The sequence below is a fragment of the Brevundimonas sp. genome (genome assembly GCF_030656255.1).
GTDB lineage: Bacteria > Pseudomonadota > Alphaproteobacteria > Caulobacterales > Caulobacteraceae > Brevundimonas.
Genome location: NZ_JAUSOE010000097.1, coordinates 40,066 through 59,481, shown reverse-complemented (window position 1 = coordinate 59,481; position 19,416 = coordinate 40,066). Strand labels below are relative to the sequence as shown.

General features: G+C 68.7%; 21 protein-coding genes, 1 pseudogene and 2 riboswitches. Of the genes and pseudogenes, 7 read left to right on the top strand and 15 right to left on the bottom strand.

The window, feature by feature from the left end; genetic code table 11:
* The 4 genes and pseudogenes from Q7J26_RS10080 to Q7J26_RS10065 all read right to left on the bottom strand — a co-directional run.
* Positions 1-316 (bottom strand): annotated as a pseudogene (locus Q7J26_RS10080) (glycine dehydrogenase); the annotation flags it as partial.
* A gap of 30 nt (positions 317-346) precedes the next feature.
* Positions 347-709, bottom strand: a complete 363-nt coding sequence (gcvH, locus tag Q7J26_RS10075) for a glycine cleavage system protein GcvH (RefSeq protein ID WP_304936321.1) — start codon at positions 707-709, stop codon at positions 347-349.
* A gap of 4 nt (positions 710-713) precedes the next feature.
* Positions 714-1,835 (bottom strand): glycine cleavage system aminomethyltransferase GcvT, encoded by a 1,122-nt coding sequence (gcvT, locus tag Q7J26_RS10070; RefSeq protein WP_304936320.1) that lies wholly within the window; start codon positions 1,833-1,835, stop codon positions 714-716.
* 56 nt (positions 1,836-1,891) lie between these two features.
* Positions 1,892-1,978: riboswitch (glycine riboswitch) on the bottom strand.
* Positions 1,979-1,982: 4 nt separating this feature from the next.
* Positions 1,983-2,080: riboswitch (glycine riboswitch) on the bottom strand.
* Positions 2,081-2,109: 29 nt separating this feature from the next.
* Entirely contained in the window at positions 2,110-3,126 is a 1,017-nt protein-coding gene (locus tag Q7J26_RS10065) for an adenosine deaminase (protein WP_304936319.1), read from the bottom strand.
* A 145-nt stretch (positions 3,127-3,271) separates the two neighbouring features.
* Here Q7J26_RS10065 and Q7J26_RS10060 point away from each other — a divergent pair, with 145 nt between their 5' ends.
* Positions 3,272-3,754, top strand: a complete 483-nt coding sequence (locus tag Q7J26_RS10060; protein ID WP_304936318.1) for a hypothetical protein — start codon at positions 3,272-3,274, stop codon at positions 3,752-3,754.
* 139 nt (positions 3,755-3,893) lie between these two features.
* Here Q7J26_RS10060 and argS read toward each other — a convergent pair whose 3' ends face one another.
* The 5 genes from argS to xseA all read right to left on the bottom strand — a co-directional run bounded on the left by argS (position 3,894) and on the right by xseA (position 9,357).
* A complete protein-coding gene (argS, locus tag Q7J26_RS10055; RefSeq protein ID WP_304936317.1) occupies positions 3,894-5,696 on the bottom strand; it encodes an arginine--tRNA ligase in 1,803 nt (600 codons plus the stop codon).
* Positions 5,696-6,382, bottom strand: coding sequence for a Tat pathway signal sequence domain protein (locus tag Q7J26_RS10050; RefSeq protein ID WP_304936316.1), 687 nt, complete (start codon positions 6,380-6,382; stop codon positions 5,696-5,698). Before Q7J26_RS10050 ends, argS begins: the two co-directional genes overlap by 1 nt.
* Before the next feature lie 68 nt (positions 6,383-6,450).
* Positions 6,451-7,017, bottom strand: coding sequence for a DUF3035 domain-containing protein (locus tag Q7J26_RS10045; RefSeq protein WP_304936315.1), 567 nt, complete (start codon positions 7,015-7,017; stop codon positions 6,451-6,453).
* 174 nt (positions 7,018-7,191) lie between these two features.
* Entirely contained in the window at positions 7,192-7,698 is a 507-nt protein-coding gene (gene lspA / locus Q7J26_RS10040) for a signal peptidase II (RefSeq protein WP_304936314.1), read from the bottom strand.
* A gap of 57 nt (positions 7,699-7,755) precedes the next feature.
* Complete coding sequence (xseA, locus tag Q7J26_RS10035; protein ID WP_304936313.1) at positions 7,756-9,357, bottom strand: exodeoxyribonuclease VII large subunit; 1,602 nt, start codon at positions 9,355-9,357, stop codon at positions 7,756-7,758.
* Positions 9,358-9,421: 64 nt separating this feature from the next.
* On the opposite strand from xseA, the gene Q7J26_RS10030 reads away from it, so the two are divergent.
* From Q7J26_RS10030 to Q7J26_RS10010, 5 genes are all read left to right on the top strand, one after another.
* Complete coding sequence (locus Q7J26_RS10030) at positions 9,422-9,583, top strand: hypothetical protein (protein ID WP_304936312.1); 162 nt, start codon at positions 9,422-9,424, stop codon at positions 9,581-9,583.
* 13 nt (positions 9,584-9,596) lie between these two features.
* Entirely contained in the window at positions 9,597-10,025 is a 429-nt protein-coding gene (locus tag Q7J26_RS10025; protein ID WP_304936311.1) for a hypothetical protein, read from the top strand.
* Positions 10,026-10,099: 74 nt separating this feature from the next.
* The gene (gene purD / locus Q7J26_RS10020; RefSeq protein WP_304936310.1) at positions 10,100-11,374 is read left to right on the top strand and encodes a phosphoribosylamine--glycine ligase; all 1,275 of its coding nucleotides are present in this window, start codon (positions 10,100-10,102) and stop codon (positions 11,372-11,374) included.
* 33 nt (positions 11,375-11,407) lie between these two features.
* The gene (locus tag Q7J26_RS10015; protein WP_304936309.1) at positions 11,408-11,608 is read left to right on the top strand and encodes a CopG family transcriptional regulator; all 201 of its coding nucleotides are present in this window, start codon (positions 11,408-11,410) and stop codon (positions 11,606-11,608) included.
* Entirely contained in the window at positions 11,596-11,871 is a 276-nt protein-coding gene (locus Q7J26_RS10010; RefSeq protein WP_304936308.1) for a type II toxin-antitoxin system RelE/ParE family toxin, read from the top strand. The genes Q7J26_RS10015 and Q7J26_RS10010 overlap by 13 nt, the downstream gene beginning before the upstream one ends.
* A 3-nt stretch (positions 11,872-11,874) precedes the next feature.
* Here Q7J26_RS10010 and Q7J26_RS10005 read toward each other — a convergent pair whose 3' ends face one another.
* A complete protein-coding gene (locus tag Q7J26_RS10005) occupies positions 11,875-12,558 on the bottom strand; it encodes a murein L,D-transpeptidase catalytic domain family protein (protein WP_304936307.1) in 684 nt (227 codons plus the stop codon).
* Positions 12,559-12,672: 114 nt separating this feature from the next.
* Between Q7J26_RS10005 and Q7J26_RS10000 the strand changes: the two genes are divergently transcribed.
* Positions 12,673-13,998 (top strand): amidohydrolase family protein, encoded by a 1,326-nt coding sequence (locus Q7J26_RS10000; protein ID WP_304936306.1) that lies wholly within the window; start codon positions 12,673-12,675, stop codon positions 13,996-13,998.
* Here Q7J26_RS10000 and lpxK read toward each other — a convergent pair.
* From lpxK to Q7J26_RS09975, 5 genes are read right to left on the bottom strand one after another with little or no spacing between them, the layout of a single operon-like run.
* Positions 13,983-14,999, bottom strand: a complete 1,017-nt coding sequence (gene lpxK, locus Q7J26_RS09995) for a tetraacyldisaccharide 4'-kinase (protein ID WP_304936323.1) — start codon at positions 14,997-14,999, stop codon at positions 13,983-13,985. The two genes, Q7J26_RS10000 and lpxK, sit on opposite strands and share 16 nt — an antisense overlap.
* Positions 14,996-16,300 (bottom strand): 3-deoxy-D-manno-octulosonic acid transferase, encoded by a 1,305-nt coding sequence (locus tag Q7J26_RS09990; RefSeq protein WP_304936305.1) that lies wholly within the window; start codon positions 16,298-16,300, stop codon positions 14,996-14,998. The genes lpxK and Q7J26_RS09990 overlap by 4 nt, the downstream gene beginning before the upstream one ends.
* Positions 16,297-16,980 carry a lysophospholipid acyltransferase family protein gene (locus Q7J26_RS09985; RefSeq protein WP_304936304.1) on the bottom strand — a complete coding sequence of 228 codons (684 nt, stop codon included), beginning with the start codon at positions 16,978-16,980 and terminating at the stop codon, positions 16,297-16,299. The genes Q7J26_RS09990 and Q7J26_RS09985 overlap by 4 nt, the downstream gene beginning before the upstream one ends.
* Positions 16,977-18,806: an ABC transporter ATP-binding protein gene (locus Q7J26_RS09980; protein WP_304936303.1), complete on the bottom strand. Its 1,830-nt coding sequence runs from the start codon at positions 18,804-18,806 to the stop codon at positions 16,977-16,979. The genes Q7J26_RS09985 and Q7J26_RS09980 overlap by 4 nt, the downstream gene beginning before the upstream one ends.
* A 31-nt stretch (positions 18,807-18,837) precedes the next feature.
* On the bottom strand, positions 18,838-19,359 hold the full coding sequence (locus tag Q7J26_RS09975; protein WP_304936302.1) for a hypothetical protein: 522 nt from the start codon (positions 19,357-19,359) through the stop codon (positions 18,838-18,840).
* Positions 19,360-19,416: the final 57 nt, after the last annotated feature.

The window sequence follows — 19,416 nt, the reverse complement described above, 5'->3', positions numbered from 1 at the left end:
CGATCTCGGGCTGGTAGGGCGTGTAGCTGGTCAGGAATTCCGACCGCTGGATCACATGGTCCACCGTCGCCGGGACATGGTGCCGGTAGGCGCCCGCGCCGCAGAAGAACGGAACCGTCCCCGCGGAGACGTTCCTGCCCGCCATGGCGCCAAGCGCCCGCTCGACTTCCAGTTCCCCGGCCACCCGCGGCAGGTCGACGAAGCCGTCCCGCCGCGCCGCCTCGGGGACGTCCACGAACAGCTCGTCGATCGATTTGACGCCGATGGCGGCGAGCATCGCCGTGCGATCGTCAGGCGTAAGCGGGAGGTAGCGCATGGCGGGGAGGTCCGTGCGGGAGGGAAGGGCTTAGAGGGTGGCGAGAAAGGCGTCGTAGGTGGCGCGGTCCATCAGGCCTTCGGTCGAGGGGTCTGACACCCTGATCTTCGCGAACCAGCCTTCGCCCTCGGGATCGGCATTGACCGTCTCGGGCGCCGAGGCGAGGGCGGCGTTGCCCTCGATCACCTCGCCCGACACGGGAGCGTAGACGTCCGACGCCGCCTTGACGCTCTCGACGACCGCGAAACTGTCGCCCTTGGACAGCGTCTTGCCGGCCTCGGGCGTCTCGACGAACACGACGTCGCCCAGGGCGTTGGCCGCGTGTTTGGTGATGCCGACGGTGGCCACGTCGCCGTCGAGGCGCACCCACTCGTGATCCCTGGTGAAATGCATGATCCTAGTCCTGGGTTTTGGGTTTGCGATAGTAGCGTTGGGCCACGAAGGGCGTGGCGACGACCTCGGCCGCGGCAGGCTTGCCGCGCACGAGCACGTTCAGGTCCGTGCCCAGGGCGGCGAACCGCGGGGGCACATAGCCCATGGCGATGTTACGACCCAGCGTGGGCGAGGGGCCGCCAGAGGTGACCGTCCCGATGACCTTGCCGTCCGTGTCGGCGATCTCGGCGCCTTCCCGGGCCGGAGCGCCTTCCTTGACGCTGAGGCCGACCCGGACCCGCGACGGACCCTCGGCCAGTTCCTTCAGGATCCGGTTGGCCCCGTTGAAGTCCGCGCGTTCCTTGCGAGACTTCGACAGGGCGAAGGTCAGGGCGCCCTCGACCGGGCTGGTCGAGGCGTCGATGTCGTGGCCGTGCAGGGGCAGGCCGGCTTCCAGCCGCAGGCTGTCTCGGGCGCCGAGGCCGATCGGCTTGACCCGGGCGTCCTTCAGGATTGTCGTCCAGATGCGCTCGGCCTGATCGGCCGGCACGGAAATCTCGTAGCCGTCCTCGCCGGTATAGCCCGAGCGGGAGATGAAGCAGTCGGACCCGAACAGCATCAATCGGGCGCAGTCCATGAAGCCCATCTCGGCCAACAGCGGTTCATGCGCGGCCATGACCTCGGCGGCCTCAGGGCCCTGAACGGCCAGCAGGGCGCGGTCGGCCAGCACCTTCAGTTTCGCATCGCCCGACAGATTAGCATTGAGAAAGGCGAAGTCTGCGTCCTTGTTGCCGGCGTTGACCACCACATAGAGGCCGTCGTGGTCGGGACGGCCCGCCATCAGGTCGTCCATGATCCCGCCCTCGGCGTTCAGCAAGAGACTGTATTTCTGCCGGCCGGCCTTCAGGACCGCATAGTCGCCCGGGACGAAACGCTCGAACTGGGCGACGGCGTCGTCGCCGGTGATCCTGCACTGGCCCATGTGCGAGACGTCGAACAGGCCGGCGTGTTCGCGGGTCCAGCGGTGCTCGGCCAGAACGCCCTCGTACTGCACCGGCATGTCATAGCCGCCGAAGCCGACCATGCGTGCGCCCAGCGCCCGGTGCGCGGCGTTGAGAGGCGTGGTCTTGAGGGCTTCATCGGTCATGATCAGGCTTCCAGGGTCGCGTACCAGGGCGGAAAGCTCCGCCGTCCTCGCGCCCCCGCTGTCCTGAAGCCTGAGAGATTCCGGCGCCCGAAACTGAGGCGTCTTGCTCCGTCGGCGCGCCCGCAAGGAGCGACTTTCCAGCGTCCGAATGTCCTCGCGGTCCGTTTGCCTGAGCGTTTCCGGGGCGGTTGCGCCTTCGGCTCCGGACCCCCGAAAAGGGCTCCGATCTCTCCCGCGAGAGCGCCGCGACCTAGGCCCCGACTCAGGCCCGGTGTCAAGCGGAACGGGCGGCCCAGGCCTCCACCGCGGCGATGTGCGCGGCCTTGTCGGCCTCCGGCAGGAAGGAGCCTTCGAAGCTGTTACGCGCCAGCAGGGTCACCTGCTCGCGGGTCAGTCCCACGGCCTGCGCCAACTGGCGGTAGTTGTCGTTCACATAGCCGCCAAAATAGGCCGGGTCGTCGGAGTTCAGGGTCACATGCAGGCCGCGCCGCAACATCTCCGGCACGGGGTGGTCCTTCAGATCCTTCACCACGCAGAGTTTCAGGTTCGACAGCGGACAGACGGTCAGCGTCATCCGTTCGTCGGCCAGCCGCTCGACCAGTCGACCATCCTCCATCGAGCGGTTGCCATGGTCCATGCGATCGATGTGCAGCAGGTCGAGCGCCTCATAGACATAGGCCGGCGGGCCCTCCTCGCCGGCATGAGCGCAGAGCTTGAGGCCCAGGTCGCGGGCGGCGGCGAAGACGCGAACGAATTTCGACGGCGGATGACCGACCTCTGACGAGTCCAGGCCGACGCCGATGAAGTGGTGCAGATACGGCTTCGCCATCTCCAGTGTGGCGAAGGCCTCCTCCTCGGTCAGGTGACGCAGGAAGCTGAGGATCAGGCCGGAGGTCACGCCCAGCTCCGCCTTCGCCCGGTTCATGCCGGCGATCAGCCCCTCGACCACGACCTCGAACGGCACGCCCCGGTCGGTGTGGGTCTGGGGATCGAAAAAGATTTCGGCGTGACGCACATTGTCCGCCGCCGCCCGCCGGAAATAGGCGAAGGCCAGATCCTCGAAATCGCGCCGCGTCATCAGCACATTGGCCCCGGCGTAATAGATGTCGAGGAAGTCCTGCAGGTTCGAAAAGTCATAGGCCGCCCGCACCGCCTCGACGCTGTCGAACGGAATGGCCACGCCATTGCGCTGCGCCAGCTCGAACATCAGCTCCGGCTCCAGCGAGCCCTCGATATGCAGATGCAGCTCCGCCTTGGGCAGGCCGGCGATATAGCTGTCGAGATCGGTCATCAGGGGCTCCATGGTCACGCCATAGACGCCTCAATCTCCGGCGTCTGTCCACCGGGCGCCGGTTCAAACTTGAAATATCTTTAACTAAGACATCAAGCGATGCCGTTCTAGCCTGGGACCGATACTGCTCCGGGGGAGGGGGACCGTGGACGACCGAATTCTCGGCTCCATCACAGGGACGGCGCTCCAGCTTGGCGTCGTCAGCCTGATCTGTCTGATCGCCTGGGCATTGGTCGGGCGACGCCGGGCCGGTCTTCGTGAGTGGCTGGGCCTGAAGGGCGCACCGCCGGGCCTCACCCTCATCGCGGCCGCCGTCGGCGTCGGCGGCGCCCTGTTCCTGCTTCAGACGCCGGGACTGGCCGAACTGGCCGCCGGGCCCGGCACCGTGATTCACGCCATCACCGGCGGCGGACCGGCCGACGCAGCCGTTCTCGTCGCCCTGGCTTTCGCAGCCCTGTTCAAGACCGCCCTGGCAGAAGAGCTGCTGTTTCGCGGCCTGATCGCGCGGCGGCTTTACGGCCTGATGGGGTTCTGGCCCGGCAACCTGGGCCAGCCGTCCTGTTCGCCGCCATCCATCTGCCCATCCTCCTGCTGCCCGAGGGACGGGGTCTGCTGGGCGGTGCGATGATCGCCTTCGCCTTTGTCGGCCCTCCTCGCGGGTTGGTTGAACGAACGGCCGGGGCGGGGCTCCATTCTGCCCGGCTACGGTCTGCACGCCGGCGCCAACCTGACAACCTACTGGATGCTTGCCCTCGTCTGAGGCCGGGTCACATCCGTTCCGGCGTGTCGATGCCCAGCAGGTCCAGAGCGGTCTCCAGCTGGTCCAACACCGCCTTCGACAGCGTCAGCCGCGAACCCTTCGTCGCCTCGTCCGGCGCGACCAGCACCGGGCAGGCGGCGTAGAATTTCGAGAACGACTGGGCCAGCCGGTAGGCGTGCTCCGAGATCAGGTGCGGCATCCGCTTGTCGTAGGCTTCGGTCACGGCCTGCGAGAAGGCGTCCAGCGTCAGGGCCAGATCGCGCTCCGCCGGTTCGCCGATCACCACCGGACCCGCCGCCGCGCCCTGGTCCGCCGCCTTGCGCAGCAGGGATTTGATCCGCACCGCCTGGTACAGCAGATAGGGACCGGTCTTGCCCTCGAAGCTCATGAAACGGTCGAGGTCGAAAACGTAGCTGGTGGTGCGGCTGTTCGACAGGTCGGCGAATTTCAACGCCGCCACGGCCACCTTGTGGGCGATGGCCTCGAACTCGGCCTCGGTCAGATCCTCGCCCAGATGCGCCTCGTGAAGCCGTTCGCGGGCCTTCTCAACGGCCATGGTAATCAGGTCATGCAACTTGAGCACCCCGCCCGCGCGGGTCTTGAACGGCTTGCCGTCCGGCCCGTTCATGGTGCCGAAGCCGAGGTGGTCCAGCGAGCCCTCGGCGGCGTAGCCGGCCAGATAGGCCGCGCGGAACACCTGTTCGAAATGCTCGGCCTGCCGCTCGTCGACGACATAGAGGATCAGGTCGGGGTCGATGGACTTGCGCCGGTCCAGGATCGTCGCCAGGTCGGTCGTGCCGTACATGGCCGAGCCCTCCGAACTGATCACCAGCAGCGGCGGCGGGCTGGGGGCCTCGATCACCGAGCCGTCGGCCAGTTTCCGTTTCCGCGTCTCGCCGGGACGGGCGACGTGGACCACGCGGGCCCCGTCGTCCTCGACCAGAAGGCCGGTCGCCTCCAGATGGACAATCATTTCGGCCATCACAGGATCGGCGTCGCTCTCGCCGTTCCACAAGTCGAAGGTTACGCCAAGCGCGCCGAACTCACGTTCCAGCGCCGTTCGGCTGACGGCGACGAAATGAGCCCAGAGGGCGCGATAGCCCGGGCGGCCGCCCTGCAGTTCAGCGGTCGCCTTGCGGGCGCGGTCGCGGAACGCCGGGTCTTCCTTGCCCTGCGCCGCAGCGGCCGGATAGAGGCGCTCGAGGTCCTCCAGCGAAACGGGACTGTCGGACGGGAAGGGCCCGTCGCCCTCGGCCAGAAAGGCGTCGGCCTTGCCCTCATCGCCGACGGCGACGATCAGCAGCCCCATCTGGAAGCCCCAATCGCCGAAATGAGCGTCTCCGGTCACATGGTCGCCGCGGAAACGGAACAGCCGCTTCAGGCTCTCACCGATGATGGCGCTGCGCAGATGGCCGACGTGCATCGGCTTGGCCACGTTCGGACCGCCGTAGTCGATGACCACCTTGCGGGCCTCGGCCACGACGGCGGCTCCGGCATGGTCGGCGTCGGCGGCGACTTCGGCGGCGCGCGCGGCCAGGGTCGCGTCGGCGATCTTCAGATTGATAAAGCCCGGCCCCGCCACCTCGACCGAGGCGAAGCGCGGATCGGTGGTCAGCCGCTCGGCGATCTTGCCCGCCAGTTCGCGCGGATTGGCCTTCAGCGCCTTGGCGGCGGCCAGGGCGCCGTTCGACTGGAAGTCGGCCAGGTCGGGGCGGTCCGACGGGGTGACGCGGGCCAGGGCCGCATCCACGCCTTCGGCGGCGAAGGCGGCGGCGACCGCTTCGCTGAGGACGGTCTTCAGATCAGACATTACTGGCTCGGCGCGGAGGCTTGGGCCGGCACGCCGGCGTTGACGCGGAAGCGGCTGCCTGAGCGGTTGAACTCGGCCATTTCCGGCGTGACGTCGAAACCGATCAGGACCTCGAAATTACCGCCGCTGGTGTCGATGCCCGCGCGCGGGATCACGATGGTCCGCTCTTCATGGATCGAGGCGGTGCGCTGACCGTCGAAATTCACGGGCAGGTCGAAATATTCCTTGGCCAGAATGGCGCTGTTGCGCTCGGTCACGGCGACCCAATAGCGATAGGTCTTCTGATCGCCCGCCGCCCGTTCGCCGCGGCCCAGCTCGAACAGAATGTCCATATCCAGGCGGATCGGATCGGCTTCACGGTATTCGCAGTCGGCAGACACGCCTTCGATCTCGCCCGTATAGCCGACGTTGGAGACGGCTGCGCGGCCGCCTTCCAGTTCGACGTAGCGGGCGGCGTCGTACAGCACCTTCACGAAGGGGCAGGGGCCGGCGTTGGCGCGGCGGCGCAGGGGCGCGATGCGCGGCGCGCGGCTGGCGGGCGCATTCTCGGACCCGTCGGCCTGCTGGCCGCTGGATCCGCGATCACGCTGACCGCTGCCGCTTGGCGACATCTGCGCCTGAGCGGTGGCGGGCAGGACAGAGGCCGCGATGGAGACGGCGGCCAGGGCGGAGAGCACGCGACGCATCAGTTATATTCCGACAGCGAGAGGACCAACGCCGTGGCAGGCGTCCTTAGAAAAGAGGCGAAGGGGTCTTACAGACCGGGCAGCTTGAAGCCGCCGCTGCGACGCGGGGTGATGGTGATGGCCTGTTGGCCGCCGGTCAGCGCCTGAAGGCGCGCAGCCTCAGTCGCGGCGTCGATCGTCGTCTGACCTTCCGCGGTCTGGCGAACGGTCGGCGCCTGGGTCGATGCGTCGTCCTTGCGCCAGAACATCAGGCGGTTGGCGAAGCTTTCGTCCTTGTGGGCGATGTCGCCGAACTCGTCATCGACGACGTAGCGGGCCAGGGGATCGGCCTGGTCGGCGCCGGCCTGGGCGACCAGGACCTGTTCGCCGGGCGTGCGCGTGATGGCCTGGCGCTGACCCAGCAGGATCTGGCGCGCGGCGCTTTCAGGAGCCAGTTCCTGCGGGCGCGGTTGGCCCGGCGCGGGCGGGCGCAGGCCGTACTCGGGCGGCACGCTGAGCGGGGCGGTGGAGACGGTGACGAACTCGTCCGGCACGACCTTGGTCAGGCCGACGCCTTGCTTGAGGCTGCCGCACGCCGAAACGGCGAGCGCGGCGGAGGCGGCGAGGGTCAGTACGGCGACGCTGCGGATACGCATGGGTTCAGGCTCTGATCGGCTGATGCACGGAACGCCTCTGCGGGCGTTGTTGGCATAGTGAAGACGGGGTGATTACGACTTTTCGGGGGCCGCGCCAACCTTCGAGCCGGATCGGCCGAGCGGGCGATACCGCCAAGGCCATGAAACGAGCTCTGGATCGGACGAAAGCCGGGTTCAGGCTTTCGCCGCCTTGTCCGACAGGAAGCTGTCCAGAATCAACAAGACGACGCCGATGGTGATGGCGCTGTCGGCGATGTTGAACACCCAGGGGAAGACGCCCGTGCCGGAGAAGTCGATGAAATCGACCACATAGCCGAAGCGGACCCGGTCGATGACATTGCCCAGGGCGCCGCCCATGACGAAGCCGATGGCGGTGATCAACAGCCGCCGATTCGACTGGGTCGCCCACCAGGCCAGGGCGCCCGAGACGATGATGGAGAAGATGGTCAGACCCCATCGCGCCTCGCCCCCGCCGAACAGGCCGAAACTGACGCCGGTGTTCTGAACAAAGGTGAAGCGCAGGACGGGCGGCAGCACCTCGGCGAAGACATAGCCCGGCGGAATCTGGCTGACCGAAGCGACGTCGGGCAGGCCCAGGATCCAGGCCTTGGTCCACTGGTCCAGCACGATGATCAGAAGGGCGAAGCCGTAAGCGGCCAGGGCGATGCGAGGGATCTTCATCCGGCGGCGGTTAGCAGGAAGCGCCGCCGGGGCGAAGCGGAAAACGGACAGAACTGGTCAGAACAGATCGCCTTGGCCCGGCGCAGCGGGCTTGGGCCGAGGCGCCGGCCGGGCCGGGGCGGGCGCTGTACGGCCGTCGCCGCCCTCGATGATTGCGCCCCGTGCGCCGTCGCCGAACACCAGACGCACCGTCTGGCCCGCCTCCAGCGCCGCCGCCGAAGTGATCCAGTCGCCGTCCGGGTTTTCCACTCGCGCGAAGCCGGGCTTGGGCCGGCCGGGGTCCAGTGTCGCTAGGGCGCGCGACAGCGCCGCCAGCCGATCCGCGTCCCGTTCCAGCCGACGCGGCATGACGCCGTCCAGCCGCGCCCCGACCGCCTGCAACCGGGCCTCGCGCTGGTCCAGCCGACGATGCAGCGGTTCGGGCGACAGTCGCGCCGAAACCTGAAGCAGCCGCCGCTCGCCGCGCGCCACACCCGCCTGCAAGGCGGCGCCCAGCCGGTCGCCGGCGCCGCGTAGCCGGTCCTGTCCCCGCTCGATCCGCGCCCGCAACAGGGCAGGGCTCAGCTTGCCGCCCGTCACGGCCAGATGCCGTTCGTGCAGGGCGACATTGCGCTGAAGACCTGACCCCAGCCGACTGGCGGCGTTGTCCAACCGCTGCTGCGCCAGGGCCAGCAGGTCTTCCGGCCGCGCCGGCAGGCCGCGCGCCACGGCCCGCAGCCGGGTGCGCCGGTCCTCGATCAGCCGCCCGCCAGCCAGGACCATGCGCCGGTCCAGGTCGGCGACCGCATATCTCAGGTCCGCCAACACCGGCGTCGCGATCTCGGCCGCCCCCGTGGGCGTCGGCGCGCGCCGGTCGGACACGAAGTCGATCAGGGTGGTGTCCGTCTCGTGCCCCACGGCCGAGATGATCGGAATCCGGGCCGCCGCCACCGTTCGGGCCAGGGCCTCGTCGTTGAAGCACCACAGGTCCTCCACCGAGCCGCCGCCGCGCGCGACGATCAGCAGGTCGGGGCGGGGGATCGGCCCATTAGGCGTCATGGCGTCGAAGCCGCGAATGGCGTTGGCCACCTGGCCGCTGGCCGCCTCGCCCTGGACCACCACGGGCCAGACGATCACCCGGCAGGGCCAGCGTTCGGCGATCCGGTGCAGCACGTCGCGGATCACCGCACCCGTAGGGCTGGTGATCACCCCGATGGTGCGGGGAAACTGGGGCAGGGGCTTCTTGCGGCCCGGTTCGAACAGGCCTTCTTCACGCAGCCGGACCTTCAGCCGCTCCAGCTGGGCCAGCAGGGCGCCGGCCCCGGCCGCCTCCATGCTCTCGATCACGATCTGATACGAGGACCGCGCCGGGTACGAGGTGATCTTGCCGGTGACGATGACCTCCAGCCCGGCCTCCGGCTGGACCCCCAGGCCGCGCACCGACCCCTTCCAGATCACCCCGTCGATGGCCGACTTGTCGTCCTTCAGGGTCAGATAGACATGGCCCGAGGCGTGACGATTGACCTTGGACACCTCGCCCCTCAGCCGGACGTGGCCGAATCGTTCCTCCAGCGTCCGCTTCAGCGCGAACGACAGTTCCGAGATCGACAGGGGCGGATTGTTGTCGCGCGGGGCGGCGGCCTCGGCTGGGCCTTCGAACACATAGGAGTCGTCGCTCATCGTCTCATCCTAGCCTGCGTCGATCCGCGCGGGAACAGCATCCGCACGGCGCCGTTCGCCTTTCATGCCCGCCGATCCTCAAGGAACCGATCCCGAAGACCGCGATCCCCGCGAACGCGACCTGATGCGCCGCAGCGGCGCAGGCGGGGCCATGAGCCCTTGGCTGATCATCGGCGGGATCGGCCTGATCGGCCTGGTCGTCTACGTCCTCTCCGCCCTTTTCTGACCCAGGGAAAACCATGAACCGATTGATCTCCATCGCCCTCGTTTCCGGCGTCCTCGGCCTGGCGGCCTGTTCCGACAACAGCGACGACGTCGTTCAGGTCCCGGCGCCCGACGCCGCCCCGGTTCCGGTTACCGAAAACCGGGCCGACGCCGCCACGACCCAGGCGGCGCTGGCCTTCGGCATGACCGGGGACGAACTGGAGGACGCCGACCTGCTGTCGCGCGACAACACCGATCTGGGCGATGTCGAAACCCTGATCCTGAATGCCCAAGGCGCTCTGACCCATCTGGTGGTCGAGCTTGAGGGGCCCGGGGATCTGAAGGTTCAGGTTCCGCTGGGCGACGTGACCTCCATCGACCGCAACGGCGACAAGGATCTGGTGACCGGCCTGACCCTGGCCCAGCTCCAGGCCCTCCCGGCCTGGACCCCGCCCGCGCGCTGATTTTCGCCGCCGAACGGCTCTTTAGAGGGACGGGCGCTTGACCGGCCCCAACCGGACCGTCATTGCCCGACCTCATGATTATTCTTCTCGTCGGATCGGGCGGGCGCGAACACGCCCTGGCCTGGAAGATCGCCCAGTCGCCGCTGGTCACCCGCCTCGTGGCCGCGCCCGGCAACCCCGGGATCGAGAAGCTGTGCGAACTTCGCCCGGTCAAGGCCGACGACGCCGAGGGCCTGGCCGCCCTGGCGCGCGAGATCAAAGCCGATCTGGTCGTGGTCGGGCCGGAAGTCGCCCTGGCCGCCGGTCTTGCCGACCGCCTGGCCTCGGCCGGCATCCCCTGTTTCGGCCCCACTGCCAAGGCCGCCCAGCTGGAGGTGTCCAAGGCCTTCTCCAAGGCCTTCCTGGAACGCCACGAAATCCCCACCGCCGGCTACGGCGTCTATGACACGGTCAAGGACGCCAAGGCCGCTCTGGACGTGTTCAAGCCGCCCTATGTGATCAAGGCCGACGGCCTGGCCGCAGGCAAGGGCGTGGCCATCAGTCCCGACCGTCCCGACGCCGAGGCCGAGATTGAGCGCATGTTGGGCGGCCGCTTCGGCGCCGCCGGCGCCCGCGTCGTGATCGAGGAGTTCATGGACGGGGAGGAGGGCTCGCTGTTCGCCCTGTGCGACGGGAAGCAGGCCGTCCTGTTCGGCGGCGCTCAGGACCACAAGCGCGCCTTTGACGGCGACACCGGCCCCAACACCGGCGGCATGGGCGCCTATTCGCCGGCTCCCGTCTTCACCGCCGACCTGGTGCAGCAGGCCGACGAACGGATCGTCCAGCCCACCATCCGCAAGATGGCCGAGGAGGGCGCCCCCTATCGCGGCGTCCTCTACGCCGGCCTGATGGCCACGGCCGACGGTCCCAAGGTGGTCGAGTTCAACGCCCGGTTCGGCGACCCCGAATGCCAGGTGCTGATGATGCGGATGGCCGGAGACATCGTCCCCTATCTGCTGGGTTGCGCGCGCGGCGACGTCTCGGGCCTGCCGTCCCCGGCCTTCAAGCCCCAGACGGTGATCTGCGTGGTCATGGCGGCCAAGGGCTATCCCGACAGCCCGCTGGAAGGCTCGATCATCCGCGGCGTCGATCAGGACTTCGGCCCCCACGTCCAGGTCTTCCACGCCGGCACCCGACGCCGCGACGACGGCCAGCTGTGCGCCGCCGGCGGCCGCGTCCTGAACGTCTGCGCCGAGGGCGACGACATCGCCCAGGCCCGCGACCGCGCCTACGCCGCCATCAAAATGATCGACTGGCCGGGCGGCTTCAACCGCTCAGACATCGGCTGGAGAGCGCTGGACCGGGGCTGACCGTATCGGCCAGGATGTGATAGGGTTTGGCCTATGGCTGATCCCGCTTATCACGAAGATGACGACGAGCCTGGCGTCTTCGACATCGCTGACGACGCGGCGGACGAGGCGGCGACCCTGCGTGGTCTTGCCGACATCGAAGCGGGACGGATCATCAGTCATGAGGCGATGAAACGCTGGCTTCTGTCGTGGGGCACGGACAATCCGCTCCCGCCGCCGAAATGCGGCGAGTAGTCTGGACCGAGCAAGCTCGGGAAGACCTGATCGCCATTCAATCCTATGTGCAGGGCTTCAGCCTGCCGGCCGCGATCCGGTTAGCGGTGCGTTTGATTGATCTGGCCGAAAGTCTGAACGCCTTTCCGGATCGCGGCAGACCGATCCGGCATGGGCTTCGCGAAGCGGTGTCGATCCGCCCTTATGTGATCCGCTACGCAGTCCTACCGAGCGAGATTCGCATCATCACCATCCGGCACTCCGCCCGACGTCCTGCGGGGTAGCCCTTACGCCCAGGCGAACAGTAGCCGCCCTTCGCCCATCCGTTCGCGCAGTTCGGGAAGATCGGTGTGGGCGACCGAGAAACAGCCGTAGCTGCGCCCCAGCTTGCCTTCGCGCGCCAGGAAGTCCGGGTCGGCGTAGTCGGCGCCATGGATGATGATGGCCCGCTCGCGCGCCTTGTCGTTGGAGTATTCCAGCCCGTCCAGCAGGACGTTCGGCCCCTGCTGCGATCCCCAGCTGGCGCCGGCCGTGGCGTAGGCGCCGACCGAGGACATGTTGGAATCCGGCGTATTGGAGAAGCGTTGGGCGTAACCCGAGTGGCTGGGGTCGGAACCGCGTCCGTGGCAGGTGCGCAGAACCTTGACCTCGCCGGCGACCAGATCGACTTCATACAGCCGCTCTTCGCCCGAGAATTTCTGGAAATCGACCAGGTACATGCGGTCGCGAAGCGGGATCTTGTGGTGGTGGACGTCCAGCGCCGTCATGGCGCGTTCCATCAGTTCCTTGCGGACGTGACCGCGCGGATCCAGCGGCGGAGGCGTCACGCTTACAGTCTGGATCGGCGGCGCAGGGGGGATGACCGGCGTAACCGTCGCGGCGGTAGTGAGCGGGGCCTTGGCGCTCGCGCTGGCGCAACCCGCCAGCATGGCCGATCCACCCAGAATAAGCCCTCGTCTCGATAGCCGCATGCGACGCCCTCGTTGCGGTTGGTCTTGAGGCGTGTTTGTTTCAAATGGTTACGAGCGAAGCAACCTTGGCCTTGTGAGGCGATTTTGCGGCGCAGTTGTTTTGGGGAGAAATCGATGAAGCGTTTCGGTCTGGCGGCGGTGGCATGGGCGGTCTTGGCCACGGGCGCGGCGGCCCAGCAAAGCCCCGCAGGGGCTAGGGTTTCTCCAGCGCCGACGACGACGTTTGTCGAAGCCGGGCGATTGCTGGCTGACCCGTCGAACGGCGTTGTGCAGCGCGGTAAAACTCTCGTGATCAGAGGGAACCAGGTCGTCGAAGTTCGCGACGGCTTCGTCGGCGACCCGACCCAAGGCCAGGTCATCGACCTGCGCACAGCCTTCGTCCTGCCGGGGCTGATCGATAGCCACGTCCATCTGACGGGCCAGCAGAACCCCAATTCCCGTCTGGAAGAGGTCACCCTGTCCGACGCGGACCAGGCCATGGTCGGCGCGCGCTACGCCCGCCGCACCCTGATGGCCGGCTTCACCACCGTCGCCGACCTGGGCGCCAGCAATCAGGCGATATTTGCCCTGAGAAACGCGGTCAAGGCCGGCGACGTGCCGGGGCCGCGTATCATCGCTTCCGGTTCCTCCGTCTCGATCCACGGCGGCCATGGCGACATCAATGGGTATCGCGACGACGTCATGCATCTGCTGTCGTCCGAGAGCATCTGTTCGGGACCCGAGGACTGCATGCGCGCCGTCCGCGCCCAGGTCCGGGCCGGCGCCGACATCATCAAGATCACGGCCACGGGCGGGGTCCTGTCCAACACCGCCGCCGGGCTGGGCCAGCAGTTCAGCGACCCCGAACTGACCGCCATCGTCGACAGCGCCCACCGCATGGGCCGCCAGGTCACGGCCCATGCCCACGGCGTGGACGGGATCAACGCCTTCCTGCGCGCCGGCGGCGACTCCATCGAACACGGCACCTATCTGGACGATCAATCGATCCGGCTGTTCAAGACCAACGGGGCCTGGCTGGTGCCGACCCTGCTGGCCGGCGATTTCGTCGCCCGCATCGCCTCGGGCCCCAACAATTTCTTCACCCCGGCCCAGACGGCCAAGGCGCTGGAGGCGGGGCCCAAGATGCTGGACATGGCGCGCCGCGCCCATGACGGCGGGGTCAAGATCGCCTTCGGCACCGACAGCGGCGTCTCGGCCCATGGCGATAATGCTCAGGAGTTCGCGCTTCTGGTCCGCGCCGGCCTGACCCCGCTGGAGGCGATCCAGGCCGCCACGGTCGGCGCCGCAGACCACCTGCGGATCGCCAATGAGGCCGGAAAGATCGCGCCCGGAATGCCGGCCGACATCGTCGCCGTATCGGGCGATCCGCTTACGGACGTGACCGAACTGGAGCGGATGAAGTTCGTGATGAAGGGCGGGGTGGTCTATCGCGCCGACTGAAGCCGGGCGTTCAGAAAGGCGGCGAACCCCGCCTGATCCTCGAACCGGGCGACCACCGGCCAGGCCGTCACATCGGCCCGCTGGTCGGGCGTCAGCCGGACCCAGTCCTTTTCCGTCGTGACCAGACCGGCCCCATATACCGCCGCCCGCTCCCGCAGGAAGGCCATGTCCACGGGTCTATAGGCCGCATGATCCGGGAAGGGGACGAAGTCCGCCAGGTCGCAGCCGGCCGCCTTCAGCGACCGCTCGACCTTCCAAGGCTTGGCGATGCCGGCGAAGCCGACCTGCGGCCCGGTCGGCGGCGGACCCTCGGGCGTCAGGCGGCACAGGAAAACGGGCAGGGCGCCGAACGCCGCGAGCAGTTCGGGATCGGCCGTCTCGACATCTGTGGGCAGCATCACCACCACGGCGTCGGCGCGCGCCAGTCCCGCCGCCAAGGGTTCGCGCATCGGGCCGGATGGAAACACCGATCCGTCGCCGAACGGCCATTCGTCCTCGCGCGTCTCGCCGTCCACGACGATCAGGCTGACGGTCTTTTTCAGGGCCGGGTTCTGATGGCCGTCGTCCAGAACCAGAACCTGGGCGCCCTCGGCCGCCGCCGTCCGCGCGCCGGCGACGCGATCCCGCGCGATCCAGGCGGGCGAGGCTTGCGCCAGCATCAGGGGCTCGTCGCCGACGTCTTCGGCGGAATGGACCTTCAGATCCACGCGCACCGGCCCCTCCAGCCGCCCGCCATAACCGCGCGACAGGGCCTGCGCCTCTACGCCCGCCGCCCGCAGCAGTCGCAGAACCTCGCGCGCCACCGGCGTCTTGCCCGATCCGCCCACCGTCAGATTGCCGACCGAGAGCACCGCGCAGCCCGGATCGACCGGGACCGTCCGCGCGATCCGTCGCGCCGTGACCCCGGCCCAGATCCAGCCCAGCGGCTTCAGCAGGGTGCGGGTCAGCCGGGCGTGGCTGCGGTCGCGGACATACCACCAGCGGGGGGTGTTCAGCTTCATCGGCCCCGACCCGTTCTGGCCGGCGTCTTCGGCGTCAGCGGCGAGAGGAAGGCCCACAACCGGTCCAGACCGCCGCCCGCTTCGGCGGCGGCGCGGCGCGCGCGCTCGCCCATGGCCTTGGCCGCCGCAGGATCGGCCAGCAGGGGTTCGACCGCGCCGGGCAGGTCCCAGGGCGCCTGGACCAAGATCAGCCCCCCGGCCTGCGCCAGGGCGGAGGTCACGGTGGCCCAGTTGGAGGCGTCCGGTCCGGTGATGGTCGGCCGCGCCAGCCGCGCCGGCTCCAGCGGATTATGCCCGCCCACCGCCGGTAGGCCCAGGGCCGGAGCGAAGGAGCCGCCCATCACCACCACATCCGCCAAACGCAAGAACAGCCCCATTTCGTTCAAGGTGTCGGCCAGATAGACGTCGGTGTCGCGTCCGATTGTTTCGCCACGTGATCGCATGGCGAAGGCCACGCCCTCGCGCTGCAGGGCTGTGGCGATGTGGGGTCCCCGTTCCGGATGGCGCGGCGCCAGGATCAGGCAGGCCCGATCGGCCAGCTTATCCAGGGCGCGGACAATGGCGATCTCCTCGCCTTCGTGGGTGCTGGCGGCGACCACCACCGGCCGGTCGCCGATGGCGGCGCTCAGGCGGCTGAAGGCGGCGGCGTCATGGGGCAGGGCGTCGCCCGCCAGTTTCAGATTGACCAGGCCGTCGATCCGCGCGCCCAGGCGCTCCAATCGCTCTCCCGACGCCTGATCCTGGGGCAGGACCAGGTCGAAGGCGCCGGTCAGCACCCGCGCCGAGGCCGGAAACCGCGCCCAGCCCTCGACCGTCTTCTCGGTGATCCGTGCGCTGACCAGGGCCAGCTTCACGCCGCGCCGATGCGCCTCCAGCAGCATGTTCGGCCACAGCTCGCTCTCGACGAAGATCGCCAGGCTGGGGCGCCAGTGGTCCAGAAACCGCGAGACGACGCCCGGCCCGTCCACCGGCGCATACTGGTGGATGACGCCTGGGGGCAGCCGCTCTGCCAGAATCCGGGCCGAGGTCACGGTCCCCGACGTCACCAGCACGGTCAGGTCGGGCCGCGTCTTCACGAACCGCTCGACCAAGGGCAGCAGGGACAGGGTCTCGCCCACGCTGACGCCATGCAGCCAGACCAGATCGCCGTCGGGCCTTTCGGCGCGGGTGAAGCCCAGCCGCTCATCGACGCGGGCGGGGTCTTCCTTGCCCTTGGCCGCGCGGGCGTCCAGCAGGCGCGGGGCCAAGGGCTCCAGCACGCGGGTCAGGAGTCGATAGGCCAGCAACGGCAGGGGCGTCACGGCTTCAGCCCCGTGATCGCGTCCGCTCGCGCCTCGACCGCGTTCATGCGGGCGGTCCAGTCGGCGACGACGGCGGCCATGTCGGCGCCCTCGGGGAAGTCGGCGCGGTCCCAGACGATCGCCCCCTTGCCGAAGGGCAGGGGCAGGACGGCGCGATCCCAGCTGTTCAGGCGGATCGCCGGCTTGCACGACAGGCCGATGAACAGGGCCGGCGCCTTCGACAGTTTCGCCATCAGCGGCAGGCCCTCGGCCATCGTATTGGCCGGGCCGCGCGGGCCGTCGGGCGTCAGGGCCAGGGCGCCGACCTTCAGCTGTTTCAGTCCGTCGCGCAGGGCCTGCGACCCGCCCTTGGCGCGATCGGCCTTGTCCTTGTTGGCGGAAGACCCCCGCACGGCTGGAAAGCCCTGAAGCGCCACGGCCTTGGCGATGAACTCGCCGTCGGCCGACAGCGAAATCAGCCCTTTCGCCGCTTGCGCCCGGTCCAACGGCCACGACGCCGGGGCCAGGCCGATGCGCGAATGCCAGAAGACGCACAGGACGCCGCCGCCCTGAGCCCAGATCTGTTCGGCGACCGCCTGGTTCTCGTGCGTCCAGCGAATGGTGGCGAAACAGAACTGCATCCACTGCGCCAGCGCCCAAGCCAGGGCGGACTGGATGAAGGGATTGCGAAGGGGCCTCACGCGACGGTCTCGACCGTGGGCGGCGTCCCGTCCAGAGACTGCTGACGGGCCAGGCGGGAATAGAGGCCTCCGCGCGCCACCAGGACGACGTGCGGCCCTTCCTCGACCACGCGCCCGGCCTCGATCACATAGATGCGGTCGGCGTTGCGGACGGTCGACAGCCGATGGGCGATCATCAGGGTGGCGCGTCCCTCCATCAGCCGCTCCAGCGCCGCCTGGACCAGGGCCTCGCTCTCGGTGTCCAGGGCGCTGGTCGCCTCGTACAGCAACAGGATGGGCGCGTCCTTCAGGAAGGCGCGGGCGATGGCGATCCGCTGGCGCTGCCCGCCCGAAAGCCGCAGGCCCGCCTCGCCGGCGCGGGTGTCATACCCTTCAGGCAGGGCGGTGATGAAGTCGTGGGCGGCGGCCGAACGCGCGGCCTCCTCGATCTGGGCTTGCATGGCGCCCGGCCGGCCATAGGCGATGTTCGCGGCGATGGTGTCGTCGAACAGGAAGGGCTCCTGCGTCACCAGGGCGATATGGTCGCGCAGATCGTGGATCCTCAGCGACCGCACGTCGGCGCCGTTGATCGTCACCGCCCCGCCCGTCACGTCATAGAAACGCGGCAACAGGCTCAATATCGTACTCTTGCCCCCGCCCGACGGCCCGACCAGGGCCACGGTCTCGCCGGGGGCCACCCGCAACGACACCTGATCCAGCGTCGGCGCCCCGCCCGGCCCATAGGCGAACGAAACCTGGTCCAGCACCACCTCGACTGGCCCGGTCGGCAGGGCCGCCGCATCGGGCGCCTCGCGAATCTCGGCCTCGATGTCCAGGGCGCCGAACAGGCGGCGCGCGGCGGTGAAGCCCTCGCTCATCACCGTCGCCAGATTGGTCACCTGACGCAGGGCCTGACCGGCGGCCAGCAACATGCCGATGAAGGCGGCGAACGCGCCCACCGTCATCTCGCCCGACTGAGACCGCCAGCCGGCATAGGCCATGACCGCCGCCACCACGATATAGGCGACCAGATCGCTGGAGGGGCCGGCGAAGGCGCGGGCGTTGGACCCTTTGATCACGTGGCGCTGGCGGCGGGTGACCACTTCGGCGACACGGTCCTGCTCGGCCGCCTCGCGGTTCTCGATCTTGATCAGGCGAACCCCGTCCAGATTCTCCATCAGGGCGGTGGACAGGTTCTCGGTCTCGGCCATGGCGCCCTGCGCCGCCTTGCGCGTCCTGCGCCCGAACCGGCGCAGCACCAGCGCCACCAGCGGCACGCCCAGCAGCACCACCATGGTCAGCTGCCAGTCGATGAACCCCATGTAGATCAGCACCGCGATCAGGGTCAGCAGGTTCTGGGTGTAGTTGACCACGCCCGAGGTGAAGGCCTCGCGCACCATGTTGGCGTCGAACAGCACCGACGAGACGAAGCCCCCCGAATGCTGGCTGCGCAACCGGGCCAGGTCGGCGCGGATCATGGCGCCGAACAGGCGGATCTGGATGTCGCCGACGATCGTGTGGCCCAGCCGGTTGACCAGGGCCGCCTGGCCCAGCGCCGCCAGGGTCCGCATCATCGCGACCGCCAGGATGGCGGCCGGAATCCAGATGATGGCCTTGTCGGCCGGAAAGCGGATCACCCCGAACAGGCTGATGGGCGCGGTCCCGCCCAGGAACAGGCCGTTCATCGCCGGCTCCAGCAGCTTCAGCAGGGCGGCCGTTAGCAGGCCCGTCATCGCCGCGCACAGGACCGACAGGATCAGCGATCCCTTGTGCCGGGACAGATAGTCGCGCCAGATTCGCGCCAGCAGGGCGCGCAGGGGCATGGTCTCTGAGGCGGGCGCGGTCATCGGCCTTCGGTCGTCCGAGCCGCCGTTCAAGTCAAGGCTTGTCAGGCGACGGTTCCAGCACGCGCCCCTGTTCGTCCGCACGGATCAGGGTTTCGCCCGGCACGTCTTCGACCCTGACGGCCGGGGGCATGGTTGGATTTGACGCATAGCGACGGCCATCGAAGGGCACGGCGGCCTCGTACCCCTCGGTGACGCCGCCCCCGGCGACATAGACGCCCAGGTCACGGCGGCCATGGGTTTGCTGCTCCAGCAGGCGGATGGGCGCCCGCGCCACGCTGATTTCCCCGACCAATACATAGGCGTCGCCCTCGTGGCTGAGGACCAGCAACTGGCATCCGCCCGACCCGCACCAATTCGGTCCGGTCAGATAGACCAGGGTCGTCGCGCCATCGGGCGTGATCGCGGCCGTGTATCGGGTGGCGCCCACCGCCCCCTGCGCCTTTTCCCGCAGATAGGCGGTCAGGGCCGTGTCCTCCGGCGGCGGTGTTTGCGCGGCGGCGAGACTGGTCCAAAGGCCCAAAGCTAGGGTTGCGGTTACGGCGATGGTCTTCATGAACGCCTCCTGTTCTCGGCGAACAATCCAACGCGCGAACACCGAGTTCGGATGACG